This is a genomic window from Planctomicrobium aquicomposti, assembly GCF_051466325.1.
Taxonomy (GTDB): domain Bacteria; phylum Planctomycetota; class Planctomycetia; order Planctomycetales; family Planctomycetaceae; genus Planctomicrobium.
In genome coordinates this window covers 3,768,296-3,782,371 of record NZ_CP195792.1, presented here as the reverse complement: position 1 = coordinate 3,782,371, position 14,076 = coordinate 3,768,296, and the positions used below count along the sequence as shown (strand labels likewise).

Below are 14,076 nucleotides of genomic sequence, written 5' to 3'. Positions count from 1 at the left end.
GCATCGATTGAAAAATCAACTTGCTGTGGCAGGATGAGGGGCGGGAAAGTCAGAATACTTTAATCGTCGACCGGCAGAAGAGTGTCTCACAGAGATTACTTCCGCGTAATCTCAGGCTGGTCCTCTGTACTCCTGGAGAAGTCTTCCGGTTGCCGTCGGTCAAGGAAAAAGCGTGGCTCCCCTTGCAGGCAACCACGCTTCGAACTCAACCCGGCTTGCTCCCGGAGACGCTCAACGGACCCGCTCAAACGTGAGGCCCGGATCATTGGCCGGAGCCCCCGAGAGATTAAACCGCCATTTGTCCGCTCCCTGTGAGGTCACCGTTCCGGACATCGCCCCCTGCGAATCACTGTCGAGGGTGACTTCATCATCTTCTGCGCTCAGATCCCCTTTCAGTTCGATGGGAGGCTGGCCTTGTGGAGTCGCCTTCCACACGAACTGCGAGTCTTCACTGACCGTCAGTTCAATGGTCGTGTCGCCGGCTCTGGCGCGCCAGCTTCCGACAAGGTCTGTTTCCGGCGCATCAGCGGAATTCACCGCCGAGGGTGCCGGAAGAGGCGTGGTCGGTTCCGGGGCTGCCGCTGCTTCTGCCGCGGGAGGAGCCAGGGCGTCGAGCATGCGTTTGGCCACGACATCCTTGGGCTGGTTCTTCACCACCACCTGCAGCGCATCGACCGCGGCATCCTGCGCTCCGGTCACCAGGTATTGGTACGCCAGCACGAAGTGGGCCGAAGGATCATTGGGATGATCCTTACAGAACGCTTCCAGCCGCCGCAACTGCGTCGTGTAGTCTGCAGGATTGCCATACAGGCTGCTGGCGGTTGTCCAGTCCATGCCCGGAGCGGAGGCCAACAGGGAGTTCAGTCCTGCGGCTGCTTGCTGGTAGTCTCCCAGCGCGAACAGCGTCAGCGCCCGCACCTCATGCACGACCGGATCGCCCGGCATCTCCTTCAGGGCAGTATTCAACTGATTGAGCGCAAGCGAATAGTCGGCAGCTTTAAAGGCCGCGAGTCCCTGATCAAAGGCCTGCATGCCGGGAGAGGTGGTGTCCGCCTGCGAGGGAATCGAAGCGACCCCCGGATCAACATCATTCGCAAGCGTGTAGTTATTCACCACCACGGGTTGCGAATAGTCATAGGGATAGTAAACCGTCGGTGCGGTGGTAACGTAATACGGATTGTAATACCCGTATCCGTACCCGCCCCCATATCCCCAGGTCGATGTCCACGCCCCCAGACCCCAGCCGGCTGCTCCCCAGGCGAGTGGTGAATACCAGCCGCTCCCCCAATAGCCCCACGGGCCATGATACCAGTGATAGCGGTTGTTGATCGCATACCGGCGCCAGTTGTTCTGCCAGCCTCCTCCACCCCATCCCCAGCCAGGGCGGTTCCAGCTGGGACGGTCCCAGGCCGGACGATTTCCCCAGCCATGATTGTGATTCCAGCCCGGACCATGATTCCAACCGGGTCGGTGATCCCAGCCCGGACGGTTGCCACCGGGACGATGATCCCAGTCCGGACGGCCGTTCCAGCCGGGGCGATTGTGTGATCCCCCGCCGATGATGATGTTATTGTTATTGCCGCCGGGACGGTTCCAGTTTCCCGGGCGATTCGGGCGATTGCCGCCAATGATCGGACGGTCCCCTCCTCCAGGACGCTGGGGACGGGTTCCCGGTCGACCGGGATCCACGGGGCCTGGACCACCGGGCCGCCCGGGCCGATTGTTTCCTCCAATTCCGGGACGATCTCCTCCGCCGGGGCGATTCCCCCCCGCACCAGGACGATCTCCTCCCCCCGGTCGGGTTCCCGGGCGATTGTCCCCGGGGCGATTGCCACCGACCCCCGGGAGTGGAGCGGGTCGAGTCACATTCCCCAGACTGGGGCGGTTCCCGACAAAATTCGGTCGTGAATCCCTGTCGCCCAGGGAGGGACGATTGGCAGGCCGGAAGTTCCCCGGGTTATTCAGCTGGGGGCGGTTCCCGCCGCCGACCGATGGAATCGGACGGACACTGCTTCCGCCGCTTCCCGGCCGTGTCGAGGGGCCTCCCGTCGGTCGAGAGTTGGGACTCCCCACTCCTCCGGGGCGTGTTCCCGCTCCAGGAAGGTTTGCGCCTGCATTCGGCCGACCACCCGGACGATTTCCAAAGCCCCCCATCGAGGGACGGTTCCCAGGATTCCCAATGTTCCCGCTGGGACGAGTGGGGGTCGGTCGATTTCCGCCAACATTCCCCATGGAAGGGCGACCTCCTCCGGGCGAGGGTCTCCCACCACCCATTGAGGGGCGTCCACCTCCGGACGAGGGTCTGCCGCCCCCCATTGAGGGGCGTCCACCTCCCGAGGGGCGGGCTCCTCCAGCACCCCCTGCCCTGCCCATCGACGGGCGAGCCAGTGCCAGGGATTCAAAACTCCAGATCCCGCCCGCCAGCACAGCCAGAATCCAGGCTGTGCGGCGCCATTTTCCAATCCAATTGAGCATGTCCTGCTCCCTTCTGGAATATTTTAATTTTGAGTCTGCCCGCTCTGGTCCTGCAGGTTCGGAGATTGGCCAATCGAATCGCGTGCCGGGCGGGCAGTAATAATGAGCTAGCAGCTCTCGATAACTTTCAAAGACTCGTACCTCACCTTTGTGGGGGCGGTCCTTGTCTTGCGGAACCTGATTGTTTGTTGATCAAACTGAATACCAAAAGGTTCGGAACTGGACGGATGCCCTATTTCCCTGAGGCTGGTGCTTTGCGAACGACTTCCAGTTCGAAGTCTTCTTCGTGGTCATCTCCAATAATGCGATCGGTCCCGCGCAACGTGTAACGATCGGGACCTGACTGAATCAGGGTGACGGTCGCCGACCCCAGCACACCCGCCGGAGTCACCGCTTCAGATTTCATGACCCAGCCTTCAGCGGACTCTGTCCAAAGACTCCCTCCGTAGCCCCCATCCGAGTCGAACAGCCAAGAACGGACTTTGCCTGTCAGAGGATCCCAGCCAATCCGCTGGGTGCTCTTCATGGGAGGCTCTCCCTCGCACGTAATGTCGAACGTCCCGACCAGAAAGTTCTTGTCCTCGGACCAGGCGTAAGAGATCTTCACCGTGCCGTCAGATCCTTCATTGACCCAGTCCCCCACCAGCCAGGCGAGCGGTTGCAGGCGTTCATGCGGAGTCAGCGGCAGTTCGTCGCCAAAGTCTCGCAGCGAGGCGATTTTCCACCCCTGTTCCGTTTTCTGTCGGACTGCCAGGTAACGGATATTGGCTGTCTGGGTCCCGTCTTTCGTGGTGACGACTCTCACTCCTTCATCAATGGCAACGGAGCCGAGGAGCCGGATCGATTCGACAACAATCATCATGCGGGCTTCGGGATACTTTTCGAAGTAGGCGGTCAGGACCTCTTCCAGTTCTTTCCGTCCCTGATAGACCGTGCCGTGCTCATCGATCCATTCGCCTGTCGGGAGAAAGCCGGCGGCCACTTCGGCCGGTTTCCCGGCGTTGAACGCAGAAACATTCTCGTCAGCGGCTTTTCGAATCTCTTCAATGACGGCAGCGTCGTCCTCTGCCGCCCACAGCCCCTGAAGCGAACAAAGGCAGAATAACAGCGCCCCGAGGCCAGCACCCATGCGCGATCGGCTGAACATCAATAAGCTCCCCTCTTCATGATTGCAGAGAAGCGAAGGCGCAGAACCTCCGCTGTGTGTCGTCAACATTTTGATTATAACCCCGAACTTCCGACGCGATACGAATCTGAAGCGAACAAGCCTGAAGTTTCAGGTTCCGCAGTGAAACTCCTCTTGTCGACCGCGGAATGTCGCGTAGAGCAACCTGTTCACGTACCGTCAGCCTGCGGTGTCGTGAATCGAAGTCTGCCCGGCGGAGCGACTGCGCTGCGGAGGACCGGAACAGATGACTCCGGCGTTGCCGCAGCACAACTCGCCTTGCGATTCGTGCTGCCAGCCGGAATCATCCACCCGGTCGAGTGTTGCCGACAGGAAACGTGCTCGCCTGAGGAGCTTCAGTTCTGCGCTCGAAGACCAGCAGGTTTTTCCGAAACCACGAGATGGAAGCGGCCTTGCGAAGTCGATGGACCTCCGCCGCCACGACGCGAAAGCCCCGCTGCTCCATCAGGGCCCTGACATCCGGTTCGTCCAGACAGTTGACATGCCCGACCCCGGCCTGCCCTCGTCCTCCCCAGCTGAGCACCAACAGTTGGCAGCTCCGCGTCAAATGATCGAGAAAGATCGACTGCCGCTGTGGGGGAATATGTTCTGCGACTTCCAGGCAGAGAGCCACCTCGTGCTCCGGCAATCTCAACTCGGTCGACGTCAGGTCCCCCCAGTGGACGCGCCCCGCGGAAAGGTTTTCTATACCGGGAATCCCATCCACTCCGCAGCAGTTTAACTCCGCACAGTAAAGTCCAATTCCCGCTCCAAAATCGAAGGCAGTTCGGCCATTGATCAGACGTCGCAGCTCCCTGACGAGTCCACGATCCAGCCTCCAGGTCCGCTGGTCCCGTCGCTGTCGGGCAAATTCGGCTGTGAACGCTCCGTTTTCCGTAAACCGTTCTGGCATGGATTTAGACCTTACAGCTCGAGCACTTTGACTTTGATTGCCCCCTCGTCGTCACTCGGATCTCAGCATTTCGCCAGACGAACCGCTTGCCGCGTGGACACTGGTGAGAGCAACTGCTCTGGATCGACGCAGAATGCTCGTCACTCCGGAGGCGTGACGCGACCTGCGCGAGCGCATCACGCGACGAGAACAGTCTGTGCGGCTTCTCGCGTTCAGAATGCTCACGGTCTGCTCGCTTCCGACGACGGCGGCATCCCCGCCGCCAGTTTCCCTCCCGTCAGACACGAGAGTCCCTGAAATTTCTATGGGAGCGCAGACTTCTTGCGCTGGCAATCATGCGGAGACACTGCTATGACTCCGCATGATTTGAGGGTGAAAATACAACTCTGCAAAAATTCTGAGGAGATTCTGGATGTCATTTCATGTTGGTGAAGCGCTCGTCGGTGAAGGCAATGAAGTTGCGCACATCGACCTGATCATCGGTGAAAAGTCGGGCCCCGCCGGCATCGCATTCGCCAATGCATTGGCCAACCAGTCTGCTGGACACAGCAACCTGATGGCCGTGCTCGAACCGAATCTGCTCGTCAAGCCCGCAACCGTCATGATCACCAAAGTGACGATTAAAGGTGCCAAGCAGGCCGTGCAGATGTTCGGCCCCGCACAGCGGGCTGTCGCTGACGCCGTCGCCGATTCCGTGGAATCGGGCGTCATTCCCAAGGACCAGGCCGACAAGCTCTGCATCGTCTGCGGTGTCTTCATTCACTGGGACGCCAGCGACGATCAGAAGATCTACCAGTACAACTACGAAGCCACCAAGCTGTCGCTGCAGCGCGCCATGAAGGACGAGCCCAGCGCTGCGGAAATGCTCTCCAAGAAGGCCGCCTCGGCACATCCGTTCTTCAAGAAGGCCTGATTGCGGGCTTCGGCCCGCTGGATGGTGAACTCCCGGCATTCTGTCACCGCGCTCAATCTGGCAGACGGACGGCGATCCACTATCCAGGCAGATAATCTGGCACCGACGAATCCCCCTGTCCGCGTGGTTGGGGGATTTTTTTGTTCGTGAAGCACCGAGTGGGGCTGTTTGGCCTGGGGAAGCAGCACCCGGAGGGTTGGCGTCCGGTGTCGATTCCGGGCGAAGTCGAAAAAACGCCCCTTGAGGGTGGGGCCCGGGAACCGTATGATAGATCCGCCAAAAGCACCGGGGGCGATCGGATTCGACTGGTTCTCCGCGGGTGACAGTGGCGTGTCGTGGTTGATCAGTTGGCCACGTAAAAAGCTGATCAAACAATAACTGCCAACAAGCAGTACGCACTGGTTGCCTAATACAGGCTTCCCCGGCTCAGGAATCCCCGTCTGAGGAGTCCGAAAGCTGGTTACAAATTCAGGCTGGCTGACGGGCGCGTGGTTGTGTTGTTCGTCGGTGAGACTTTAGCAACCTGATTTCCGGAGGGTTTGTTGTTTGTCGCAAAGGAAATGACACTCGGAAGCAAGCAACTACACACGTAGAGACTGCATCTCAGGGCTCTCAGGACGCGGGTTCAATTCCCGCCGCCTCCACTTTGGGGCATCGGAGTCATCCGATGCCCCTTTTTGTTGGTCAGCGTCAGAAGTTGCCAATTCTCCAAGACTTGCATCAACGGACATAGGGCCATTGGCGTGCCCGTCAGCGACGGCCGCCGACGCCGTTTGCCCCCCAAAGTCGTCTGAAATGCTGACAATGTGCTGACAAGGATTCGGGAGGCCAGCCAGGGCTTTGGCCTGATCCTCGATGCCGATGTGGGTGTACCTCATCGTCATCTTGATGTCAGCGTGCCGGGCGAGCTTCATCGCCTCCGGGAGCGTCGCCCCATTGCGGAGCAGCCCGGTGATGTGGGTGTGGCGACCGGCGGCGTGGAAGTCGGCCACGCCTTCCGGCGTGACGTAGGGCATGCCCGCCCGCTCCAAGTCCTTCTTGACCATCAACCAGGTTCGCCGCCGAGCCAACCGGGGGAACAGGTACTCGCCCGATTCCATCCCCGCCAGCCAGCCACGGAGCATTCCTACCAACTCCGGATGGAGCGGCAGCGTGTCTTTTCGGCGATGCTTCGAGATCGTGGCGTCGACCGTCAGCGTGGCTGGTGTCGCGTCGAGCTTAAAGCTGTCCGGCGTCAGGCCCGCCAACTCACTCCGGCGAAGGCCGGTCATGTACGACAGGATGTAGATCCTGGCCCGCGTCTCGCCGTCGAAGCACTGGATCAACTCGGTGCTCGACCGGGCTGACTGGACTAGCTTGCCGAATTCATCGGGGCTAAGGGCTCGTCGCTTGCGGCGAACGTCCGTTTCACAGTTCAACCGAGGCAACCCGAGGACAGGGTTGACCGCCAAACGCCCCTTGGCCGTCAGCCAGGAACAGAACTGCTCGAACGCTTGCACGTAATGGTTGTAGGTGCGATGCCCGAAGCCTTCGTCCTCGCGGAGTTCTCCCAGGAAACACTCCACGGCGTCAGCCTTGATGTCGCCCAGCGTTTTGAATTCACAGCCGTCGATCACACGGCGAACCCGGCCCATCGTCAGTTGGACGTGCTTGGCCGTGTTCTTGCGACGGGCGAGACTTTTCTCAAACTGCTGGAGGTGATCTTCGACGCCGGATCGTTTCCGCTCTGCAAGTTCTTCTTGCTGCGGGTCGATCATCCCCATTCGGCGAAGCTGGGCATTCATCTCCAGCTTCGCCGCAAGCTGCTCGGATTTCGACTTGTCGGTGAATCCCTTGACGGTCCTCCGCCGGCCGTTGTGGTCGAGGTAGTCGATGTACCACGGGGCGTGCTTCTTTTTCTTGTCACGCCCCTTCTTGTAGACTTGTAGAGCGATGCCACAGCTTACCTCCCATTCCATTCGGAGACAGGGGTGGGGCATCCGGCACCAACCCATGCCTCGACATCCCGAAGACGCCAGCGGACGCTGCTGCCAATGCGAACCGGTTCGATCATTTCGCCGCTGCTCAGCCGTCGCCAGACGGAACGGGGCGAGATATCGAGCATCTCGGCCAATGTTTCGACGGATACCAATAGCGGCCTCGCCGTTTCGGACTGGGTTGACTGTTGGGTTTCCTGGATCGTTGCCATTCATGAATCTCCATTCTGGGGCACTGCCATTGACGTGCCCGACAAGTTTCGGTTCAGACTCCTCTCAATACCCGCATTACCCGGCTGAGCAACTTTGGCCGTTGCCGGGGTGCATGACAGAAGGGGCCGCTCATTGATGGCTCTCGAATGGTGATTGGCCCTTTGATCGTTCCGCCACGCGGCGGTGACCAATGTCATTGCGAGAATTGTTGAGCACGAACAACGATTTGTCTGTGTCTGACGTGTGCTTGGTCTGTGTGTCGTTGTGATTCACATGGCGTCACAGTCCGCATGCAGTCGGATCAGCCGGACAAACCCTCTTTGCCCGACTTTCTTGATCAGCTTCGCCTCTTGGAGAGGTTTCGAATAGCGTCGAACGACGTCGTAGGTATAGCCGGCTCGGTCGGCGACTTCCTTTAGGGAAAGTGGGGCTTGCAAATCCATCGATTCCAGGAGCGTGATGGCCGTGTCGTTCAAACGTTCAAGCAGAGATGGGACTGCTTCCGTAGAGCGTTCCGTGGGGAATGATCGTGCGACCGTCCTTTCCTCCTCTGCCGCGGCTCGCTTCAACTCCAGATACTTCGGCGAGCGGAGCACGGCCATATTGCCGAACCACCGCTCAGGTGGATTCAGAACGAGTACTAACGCGTGGTGATAGTTCTCGGCATCGATGGAAGTGAGATCCCCCGGCAAGTCGCAATAGACACGTCGTGCTGTCACTGATTCCAGCAACGGCTTAACTTGATGGTAGGCATCTTCCAGATCCTTGTGCCACGTGTCTTGCCAGTCCGGGCAACCATGATGGGCGTGCTCCTTGATAAACTCCTCATTTCGCGTGATGGTCCTCCAGTAGTCATCAAACTTCGTCACTTCCACATCGTTCATGGATCGCTCTCGCTCACAGGATTGGGCCGCTTCGATTCAGGGACGACACGATCCCCCGAATTGCAGCCCACATTTTACGACGACGTTTGACGGCCGAAGTGATTTCGTCGATGCCTCCGGACGCGAGATCGGCTCAGTTCCCAGCCTGTGGGAGTTTTATCCGGCGGAGAATCCGGTCAGATTGACGTAAATCACCTTGACAGGGTGCGGAGGAAACACGGAAACCAGCGTCGCCGAGATGCTATCTCCCGCTCCTTCAGCAGGAGCACTGCCGGTTATCGGTCGCGACCTTCGAGCTTTTCACAGAAGGCCCGCAGCGACTCCATGAATTGCTCTCCGTCCAGAAGCAATTGTCGTGCGGCCGCGGCCAAAGGGGCGGGCTCGACGGATTTGCTGCTGATGGTCGTCAGTCCCTCAAGACCAGGAAACTTGTATCCCGGCCGCACTCGATAGCAGCGGGTGGTCTCGTCGAAGTACCACGGCACGCCGGCCATCGAGAGCGTCTGGAGCAGCCGGTAGACCGTCCGGCGGGAGCATTCGAGTTCTTCGGCCAGAGTGCCTGCGTCCCAGCGGCCTTTGCCCATGATCAGGTGGAGCAGGCGGAGCAATCGCCCCAGCCGCTCGCACTGGCGGACCCTGCGGTCTGCATCTGATCGCTGCTTCTTGGCCATCCTGCGTCCACGCTGCCCCCGAAAAGAGTTCTTGTCGGGGTAGAGCGTCGCAGATGGCAATGACCACAGTGGGACAACCGGGATTGAGACGGTGATTTCCGCTCTCTTCTGAGCGGCGTCGATTGAGGTGTGTCCCACTGTTGGCACAGTCGTTTCGGAAGATCGTGGCTTTCCTCGCCAGTGAAGAAAGGAAGGCCATGTCGGACCCGTTCTACGGTCACCAGCCCGCGGAGGGACTGCACATCCTGAAGGATGTCTGGTGCCAGAAGGCTCATCTCGGAGTGCAGTCTCGGGCGTTGGCCGAGAGGGGCCAGTTGTCGGCCGCGATCACCGCTACGTATGCCGCTGCACCAGTGCGTCAGCAGGGATTCCGGCTGGATCGGAACGTGGCAGAGGAAATCCACGAAAGTGAGCAGGAACGTCGGCTGGAGTCCGCGATGATGCGGCGGTGGGGAGCAACGGGCATGTGGCCGGTTCCCCGTGCGTGGAGTCGTCTCGTGGCGTGTCAGGTGCCATTATTCGACCAGCAACAGAAACGAAGCTGGGGCTATATTGACCTGCTGGGCGTCACCGCTGATGGCTTGCCCGTGGTCGTCGAACTGAAGAAGGCTCCCGATGCCCTGTCTGATGGAAAGACTGAAGCAACTGAGACTCCACTCCGAATGGTGCTGGAGGCGGCGGCGTACGCGATCGCTCTCCGGAAGAACTGGGACCTCTTCCGACCCGAATGGATTGCCCGGTTGAGAGAACTCGACCTTCCGGTTCAAGTCATTACTCAGATTCCGTTGAAGCTGGAGCGAGTCCCTTTGGTCGCCGCAGCCCCAGCTAGCTTCTGGATTGACTGGCTGCCGATCACCGAGAAGGGACGAACGGTCACACGTGAGACATGGGAGTCATTCCGAACATTGCTCAGTGAATTCGAGACGGAGAACCTGCCCGTCTCGTTCGTCAGCATCAGCGGGCATGATCTGAATGTCGATGGCTTGGCGATTCAGCCACTGGTGGGCTTTCCGCTGGTCAATTGAGTCCGTGGTTGGCTCACAGTTCCAGCGTCTCTCCATCCTTCAGAATCCGGACGTTGGCAGCGATGGTATGAAATCGTTCCGGTTCGAACGTGTGGACTGGGATGACCACCTTGGCTTTGATCTGCCCGACCAGTTCCGCAATGTCGGCGGCATGAATGTGACCGCTGGTGTGGATTTCGATCAAGTCGCCCAGTGCTGACTGCAGGGCATTACGGACAGGTTGCCAGTCTGGCCGGTCCAAGTACCCGGTCCAACGGGAATAGAGACAGCGGCTGCCAACGGGAAGGACGCCGCCGAAGTCGCTCTCCAGCATGCTGGGGCGGAAGAGCATCACGTACCGGGATGGATTCGACCGGATTTCCTCTATCTCCATCCGGGCCCGGGACATCAAAGAGACAAATCCTTCGAGTTGTTTTCTCCGGTAACTCTCCTCGAAGAACTTCGGGAAGAAGACCTTCACCCATTCCGTGGACTCCGGCCTGGGGACGGGAGTCTCTGAGGCGATCAGGTGCATGACGAACGCCGTGTAGGCGTCGGCGACGAATGTTCGGCCCGTCTTCTTGGTGGCCCTGAGGAACCCGACCAGCCGATCCACGTGCTGGGGTGAGAACGAGGCCAGAACCAGTCCGGTGGCCGATCGGATGTGGTCGGCGATCTGGTTTTCCAGGTCGTATTCATTCGGTCCTCGATGGTCGGGATGGCCGATGTGCGTCCCTTCCATCAGCAACACGTCGATGCTTCGGTCTTTCACCGCTTCGACCAGTGCCCGGTGCATGCCGGGTTTGCGTCCGTGGAGTCGCAGGTCACCGGAGTAGAGAACCGTCTTCCCCTCGGCTTCGATCAGAAACGCCTGGCTGCCATAGATCGAGTGGTCCACTGAGAAGGGCGTGACGGTGAAATCACCGATCTGGACGGGTTGCCCTGATGCCAGTTCGCGATGCCGTTCCCTGGGCAGTGCGGGTTGACCGGCGAACTTGGTCCCGGCCAGCATCATTTTACTGGTGCCGACGCTGGCGTAGATCGGGATGTCCATTCGAGAGTGACGGAGCAGACCGGTATGGTCCTCATGGGCGTGGGAGAGCAGGATCGCGTCTACGGTCGGACCGTCATCGAAGAGGCCGGGAACGGAGGGGAGCACTCCAGTCAGCCGGAGTTCTTCCGGAGTCTGCCGTCTCAAGGCTCCCGTGTCGTGTGGCTCCCGGTCCTCGTTAAACAGTGGCAGTCCGATGTCGAGGATGATCCGGCTGTTGCCAGAGGAAACCTCCAGACAGTTGCCGCCGATCTCGTGCGTGCCCCGGTGAATGGTCAGCCTCATGATGGGCTTCCCTTCTTGGCAGGAGGCTGGTCCATTAGGGGACGAAGTTCCTCTGAACGTGCTCGGAATTCTTCGACGGAATCCCAGGGGGTCACGCAATGGTCCGGTTGGGTCGGTCCGAAGGCGAGATCGATCTCCTTTTGAAAGAGCGTCGTGAACGGGTAGATGGCGTTGACTTCGATCCCATTCTCTTTGAGCCACGATAGGGCGGGACCAAGGGTGAGGGCCATTGTCTCGCACCAATAGTTGGCGAAGAAGTTCCTCTCTGCATCGGTCAATTCGAACCTAAGGCCGACGTTTTCTGTGGTCTGTCGCTGGGAACGTGGGGACTCGGTCATCACAGATCCCCTCGATCACAGGCTCGGAAGATGAACACGCCAGTGACCAGCCACAGCGTCAAGGCGATATACGGGATCTCGTAAAACAGTTGCTCGATCTTCCCGATCAAGGCTCCGTAGGCCACTCCGCTCCCCAGGAACAGAGCCACGCCCCGGACACCGCTCCGGACTCCACTCCCGATGGCTGCGGGAGCCGTTCGGAGCAGTCGATCAAGTTCGCCGTCTTGTCGGTTCGGGTCGTTCATCGCTGAGTCTCTGAAAAATGAGGCTCCCGGAGAGTGATGCTGGGTTCGATGGCTTATCGCCGGTCGATCACCCCTGAGCTGTCGGTCCGATCTGCTTGGCCGATCCGTGGGGACCGGCGGCAGACAGCCGACGGGATTGTGCCGGCTCGCCTCCCCTTCGCGGGGCCTGCGTCTCTCCGGGAGCCAGCAGCCATTGTCTGGGATGGGTGCGACCGACGTGGGTCAGTGGTAGTGGCGATTTCGAGAGCATTCAGTGGCGTTCGCTGACGTGCCACTTCTGTGCTCGGGGATTCCAGGTGAGCGTGTAGGTCGTCACCTTCTCGACCGGCGTCCCGGCCTGGGATTCCCACTCAATGGCCACGTTGAACTTCCAGGCGGTCCATTCGCCATCATTGTCGTTGGATTCGCCGTGCTGGTTGTAGTCCTCGGCGATGGCCAGCATGTCGGGCTGGTCAGGAACGACGCTGCGGATGTCGTAGCTGATCGGGTTCTTGAGATTCCCGATCCGGGACTTCATGGTTGAGACCTGAGTCTCCTGCCCCGCCATCCACTTCTGGAATTCGGCGTCAAAGAACGCTCGAGCTGCGGCTTCCGTCCCGTCGCGGGATGATCCTCCCGAGCAGCCGCAGAGTCCGACGACCAACAGAATCAAGAGAGGCCAGAGCTTCATCGTTCGTCCTTCCGGTCAGGTGCTGGAATCGCAACGGTCGCCAGTCCTAAGGCGACGGATCGCGGCGACGTTTCTTCCCCTGATACCCGAAGGGACTGACTCAGGCGGGTCAGGCATCCGCAGTGGGAGCCTGCATCTGGATGGCGTCGTGCAGTGTCTTGAGAAACAGAGCCTTGAGTTCGTCTGGCGTCTGGATCGTGACCCGCCCGGCCCAGGAGAGAAGCCAGCGGAGGATTTCATGGAGGCCATCCACCTGGAACGTCAGTGTGACACTGCCATCCTTGTGGGTCTTCGCTTGTTGCGTGGGATGCCAGATCGTTTCGGTGACGATCTTCCCGCCGTCGGGGGTGAACTTCAGTTCGACCCGGTAGCTCTGCTCCCCCCGGTAGACCGCCCAGGCATTGCCAAAGTAGGCCTTCAGGTCGAACTCATCGGGAACGATGGCCGACTCGTCGAGCAGCCGTAGCGTCTTGAACCGGGCGATGCGGTACGTCTTGGGGCTGTCTTCATCGCCCATCCGTCCGACGACGTACCACGCGTTCTTCAACAGGCAGAGCCGGTATGGGTGAACCTTCAGTTTGACCGGAGCCGGTTCGTAGGGACTCTCGTAGAGTCCGCTGATCTGCTTCCCCTGGAGAAGTGCCAACTGGACCGTCTTGATCGTTTCGTGATGTCGGCTGTGATCGACCAGCTTCAGGTCGAGAACCGAGACCAGACGCAGGGCGTCTTCGATCAGTTCCTGAGTCTCCGCCCTGGAGACCGCCGCCAGCTTGCGAGTGGTGGGGCCTGCACCGGCGGTGACGTTGAGGCCGGGAGCCTTCGTCGCCACCGTGGCCAGCGACAGGCCAAGAACTTCATCGTCGGTGAGCGACAAGGCCGGGAACCGGTAGTCCGGCCGGACTCGGATGAACTGCTGGTCTCCTTCCCGGTAGTACGGGATGCCAGCGAACCGGAGCACGTCCAGGTCCCGGTAGACCGTTCGTTCCGAGCACTCGATCTCTTCGGCGATGGCTCTCGTTGTCCAGCGACCCCGGCTCTGGATCAGTTCCAGCACCTTCAGGATGCGGGCGATCCGATCGGCCTGCCGAACCCGGCGATCCCGATCCGATCGATCCTTCTTCGAGGCGGGTGGTCCGGAGGGATTCGAGTTCTGCTTCTTCGACTGCTTCTTGGCCATGCTGATGGTTGCCTCCCGGCATCCAGTGTCGGGCGGAGGTCTGCCAAAGGTAGGGCAGTGCTGCTCCCGACCCGACTTGTCGATCCTTCTGGGAAA

At 60.0% G+C, this 14,076-nt stretch carries 15 protein-coding genes, 1 other RNA gene and 1 pseudogene; 4 read left to right on the top strand and 13 right to left on the bottom strand.

All coding sequences use genetic code 11. The annotated features are described in order from the left end of the window. Window positions 1–231 precede the first annotated feature (231 nt). From SH664x_RS14625 to SH664x_RS14615, 3 genes are all read right to left on the bottom strand, one after another. Window positions 232–2,073: a tetratricopeptide repeat protein gene (locus SH664x_RS14625; RefSeq protein WP_437202122.1), complete on the bottom strand. Its 1,842-nt coding sequence runs from the start codon at window positions 2,071–2,073 to the stop codon at window positions 232–234. Between the two features lie 634 nt (window positions 2,074–2,707). Beyond that, window positions 2,708–3,622 (bottom strand): SgcJ/EcaC family oxidoreductase, encoded by a 915-nt coding sequence (locus SH664x_RS14620; protein ID WP_437202120.1) that lies wholly within the window; start codon window positions 3,620–3,622, stop codon window positions 2,708–2,710. A 322-nt stretch (window positions 3,623–3,944) separates the two neighbouring features. After that, entirely contained in the window at window positions 3,945–4,553 is a 609-nt protein-coding gene (locus SH664x_RS14615) for a hypothetical protein (protein WP_437202117.1), read from the bottom strand. Between the two features lie 412 nt (window positions 4,554–4,965). On the opposite strand from SH664x_RS14615, the gene fae reads away from it, so the two are divergent. Beyond that, a complete protein-coding gene (fae, locus tag SH664x_RS14610; RefSeq protein WP_437202115.1) occupies window positions 4,966–5,466 on the top strand; it encodes a formaldehyde-activating enzyme in 501 nt (166 codons plus the stop codon). Window positions 5,467–5,753: 287 nt separating this feature from the next. Next, window positions 5,754–6,113: a transfer-messenger RNA gene (gene ssrA, locus SH664x_RS14605) on the top strand. A gap of 273 nt (window positions 6,114–6,386) precedes the next feature. Here the strand turns inward: ssrA and SH664x_RS14600 are convergent. Continuing rightward, window positions 6,387–7,100: pseudogene (locus SH664x_RS14600) on the bottom strand (tyrosine-type recombinase/integrase); the annotation flags it as partial. Here SH664x_RS14600 and SH664x_RS14595 point away from each other — a divergent pair. Beyond that, entirely contained in the window at window positions 6,984–7,394 is a 411-nt protein-coding gene (locus tag SH664x_RS14595) for a hypothetical protein (RefSeq protein ID WP_437202113.1), read from the top strand. The pseudogene SH664x_RS14600 and the gene SH664x_RS14595 overlap by 117 nt on opposite strands. Before the next feature lie 14 nt (window positions 7,395–7,408). Here SH664x_RS14595 and SH664x_RS14590 read toward each other — a convergent pair whose 3' ends face one another. From SH664x_RS14590 to SH664x_RS14580, 3 genes are all read right to left on the bottom strand, one after another. Then, entirely contained in the window at window positions 7,409–7,654 is a 246-nt protein-coding gene (locus tag SH664x_RS14590; protein WP_437202110.1) for a helix-turn-helix transcriptional regulator, read from the bottom strand. A 270-nt stretch (window positions 7,655–7,924) separates the two neighbouring features. After that, entirely contained in the window at window positions 7,925–8,539 is a 615-nt protein-coding gene (locus SH664x_RS14585) for a hypothetical protein (RefSeq protein WP_437202107.1), read from the bottom strand. A gap of 275 nt (window positions 8,540–8,814) precedes the next feature. Further along, window positions 8,815–9,210: an HTH domain-containing protein gene (locus tag SH664x_RS14580; RefSeq protein ID WP_437202104.1), complete on the bottom strand. Its 396-nt coding sequence runs from the start codon at window positions 9,208–9,210 to the stop codon at window positions 8,815–8,817. 197 nt (window positions 9,211–9,407) lie between these two features. On the opposite strand from SH664x_RS14580, the gene SH664x_RS14575 reads away from it, so the two are divergent. Continuing rightward, complete coding sequence (locus SH664x_RS14575) at window positions 9,408–10,235, top strand: hypothetical protein (protein WP_437202101.1); 828 nt, start codon at window positions 9,408–9,410, stop codon at window positions 10,233–10,235. 13 nt (window positions 10,236–10,248) lie between these two features. Here SH664x_RS14575 and SH664x_RS14570 read toward each other — a convergent pair whose 3' ends face one another. From SH664x_RS14570 to SH664x_RS14545, 6 genes are all read right to left on the bottom strand, one after another. Next, window positions 10,249–11,550, bottom strand: coding sequence for an MBL fold metallo-hydrolase (locus SH664x_RS14570; RefSeq protein WP_437202098.1), 1,302 nt, complete (start codon window positions 11,548–11,550; stop codon window positions 10,249–10,251). Next, entirely contained in the window at window positions 11,547–11,888 is a 342-nt protein-coding gene (locus SH664x_RS14565) for a hypothetical protein (RefSeq protein WP_437202096.1), read from the bottom strand. The genes SH664x_RS14570 and SH664x_RS14565 overlap by 4 nt, the downstream gene beginning before the upstream one ends. Next, window positions 11,888–12,133: a hypothetical protein gene (locus SH664x_RS14560; protein ID WP_437202095.1), complete on the bottom strand. Its 246-nt coding sequence runs from the start codon at window positions 12,131–12,133 to the stop codon at window positions 11,888–11,890. The genes SH664x_RS14565 and SH664x_RS14560 overlap by 1 nt, the downstream gene beginning before the upstream one ends. Before the next feature lie 67 nt (window positions 12,134–12,200). Further along, window positions 12,201–12,383, bottom strand: a complete 183-nt coding sequence (locus SH664x_RS14555) for a hypothetical protein (RefSeq protein ID WP_437202093.1) — start codon at window positions 12,381–12,383, stop codon at window positions 12,201–12,203. Beyond that, the gene (locus SH664x_RS14550; protein ID WP_437202091.1) at window positions 12,384–12,803 is read right to left on the bottom strand and encodes a hypothetical protein; all 420 of its coding nucleotides are present in this window, start codon (window positions 12,801–12,803) and stop codon (window positions 12,384–12,386) included. A 109-nt stretch (window positions 12,804–12,912) separates the two neighbouring features. Further along, on the bottom strand, window positions 12,913–13,980 hold the full coding sequence (locus tag SH664x_RS14545; RefSeq protein ID WP_437202089.1) for a helix-turn-helix transcriptional regulator: 1,068 nt from the start codon (window positions 13,978–13,980) through the stop codon (window positions 12,913–12,915). Window positions 13,981–14,076: the final 96 nt, after the last annotated feature.

Coding starts and splice junctions, on each gene's coding strand:
- SH664x_RS14620 (WP_437202120.1), bottom strand. CDS start 3,622: ATGTTCAGCCGATCGCGCATGGGTGCTGGCCTCGGGGCGCTGTTATTC.
- SH664x_RS14615 (WP_437202117.1), bottom strand. CDS start 4,553: ATGCCAGAACGGTTTACGGAAAACGGAGCGTTCACAGCCGAATTTGCC.
- fae (WP_437202115.1), top strand. CDS start 4,966: ATGTCATTTCATGTTGGTGAAGCGCTCGTCGGTGAAGGCAATGAAGTT.
- SH664x_RS14595 (WP_437202113.1), top strand. CDS start 6,984: ATGCCCGAAGCCTTCGTCCTCGCGGAGTTCTCCCAGGAAACACTCCAC.
- SH664x_RS14590 (WP_437202110.1), bottom strand. CDS start 7,654: ATGGCAACGATCCAGGAAACCCAACAGTCAACCCAGTCCGAAACGGCG.
- SH664x_RS14585 (WP_437202107.1), bottom strand. CDS start 8,539: ATGAACGATGTGGAAGTGACGAAGTTTGATGACTACTGGAGGACCATC.
- SH664x_RS14580 (WP_437202104.1), bottom strand. CDS start 9,210: ATGGCCAAGAAGCAGCGATCAGATGCAGACCGCAGGGTCCGCCAGTGC.
- SH664x_RS14575 (WP_437202101.1), top strand. CDS start 9,408: ATGTCGGACCCGTTCTACGGTCACCAGCCCGCGGAGGGACTGCACATC.
- SH664x_RS14570 (WP_437202098.1), bottom strand. CDS start 11,550: ATGAGGCTGACCATTCACCGGGGCACGCACGAGATCGGCGGCAACTGT.
- SH664x_RS14565 (WP_437202096.1), bottom strand. CDS start 11,888: ATGACCGAGTCCCCACGTTCCCAGCGACAGACCACAGAAAACGTCGGC.
- SH664x_RS14560 (WP_437202095.1), bottom strand. CDS start 12,133: ATGAACGACCCGAACCGACAAGACGGCGAACTTGATCGACTGCTCCGA.
- SH664x_RS14555 (WP_437202093.1), bottom strand. CDS start 12,383: ATGCTCTCGAAATCGCCACTACCACTGACCCACGTCGGTCGCACCCAT.
- SH664x_RS14550 (WP_437202091.1), bottom strand. CDS start 12,803: ATGAAGCTCTGGCCTCTCTTGATTCTGTTGGTCGTCGGACTCTGCGGC.
- SH664x_RS14545 (WP_437202089.1), bottom strand. CDS start 13,980: ATGGCCAAGAAGCAGTCGAAGAAGCAGAACTCGAATCCCTCCGGACCA.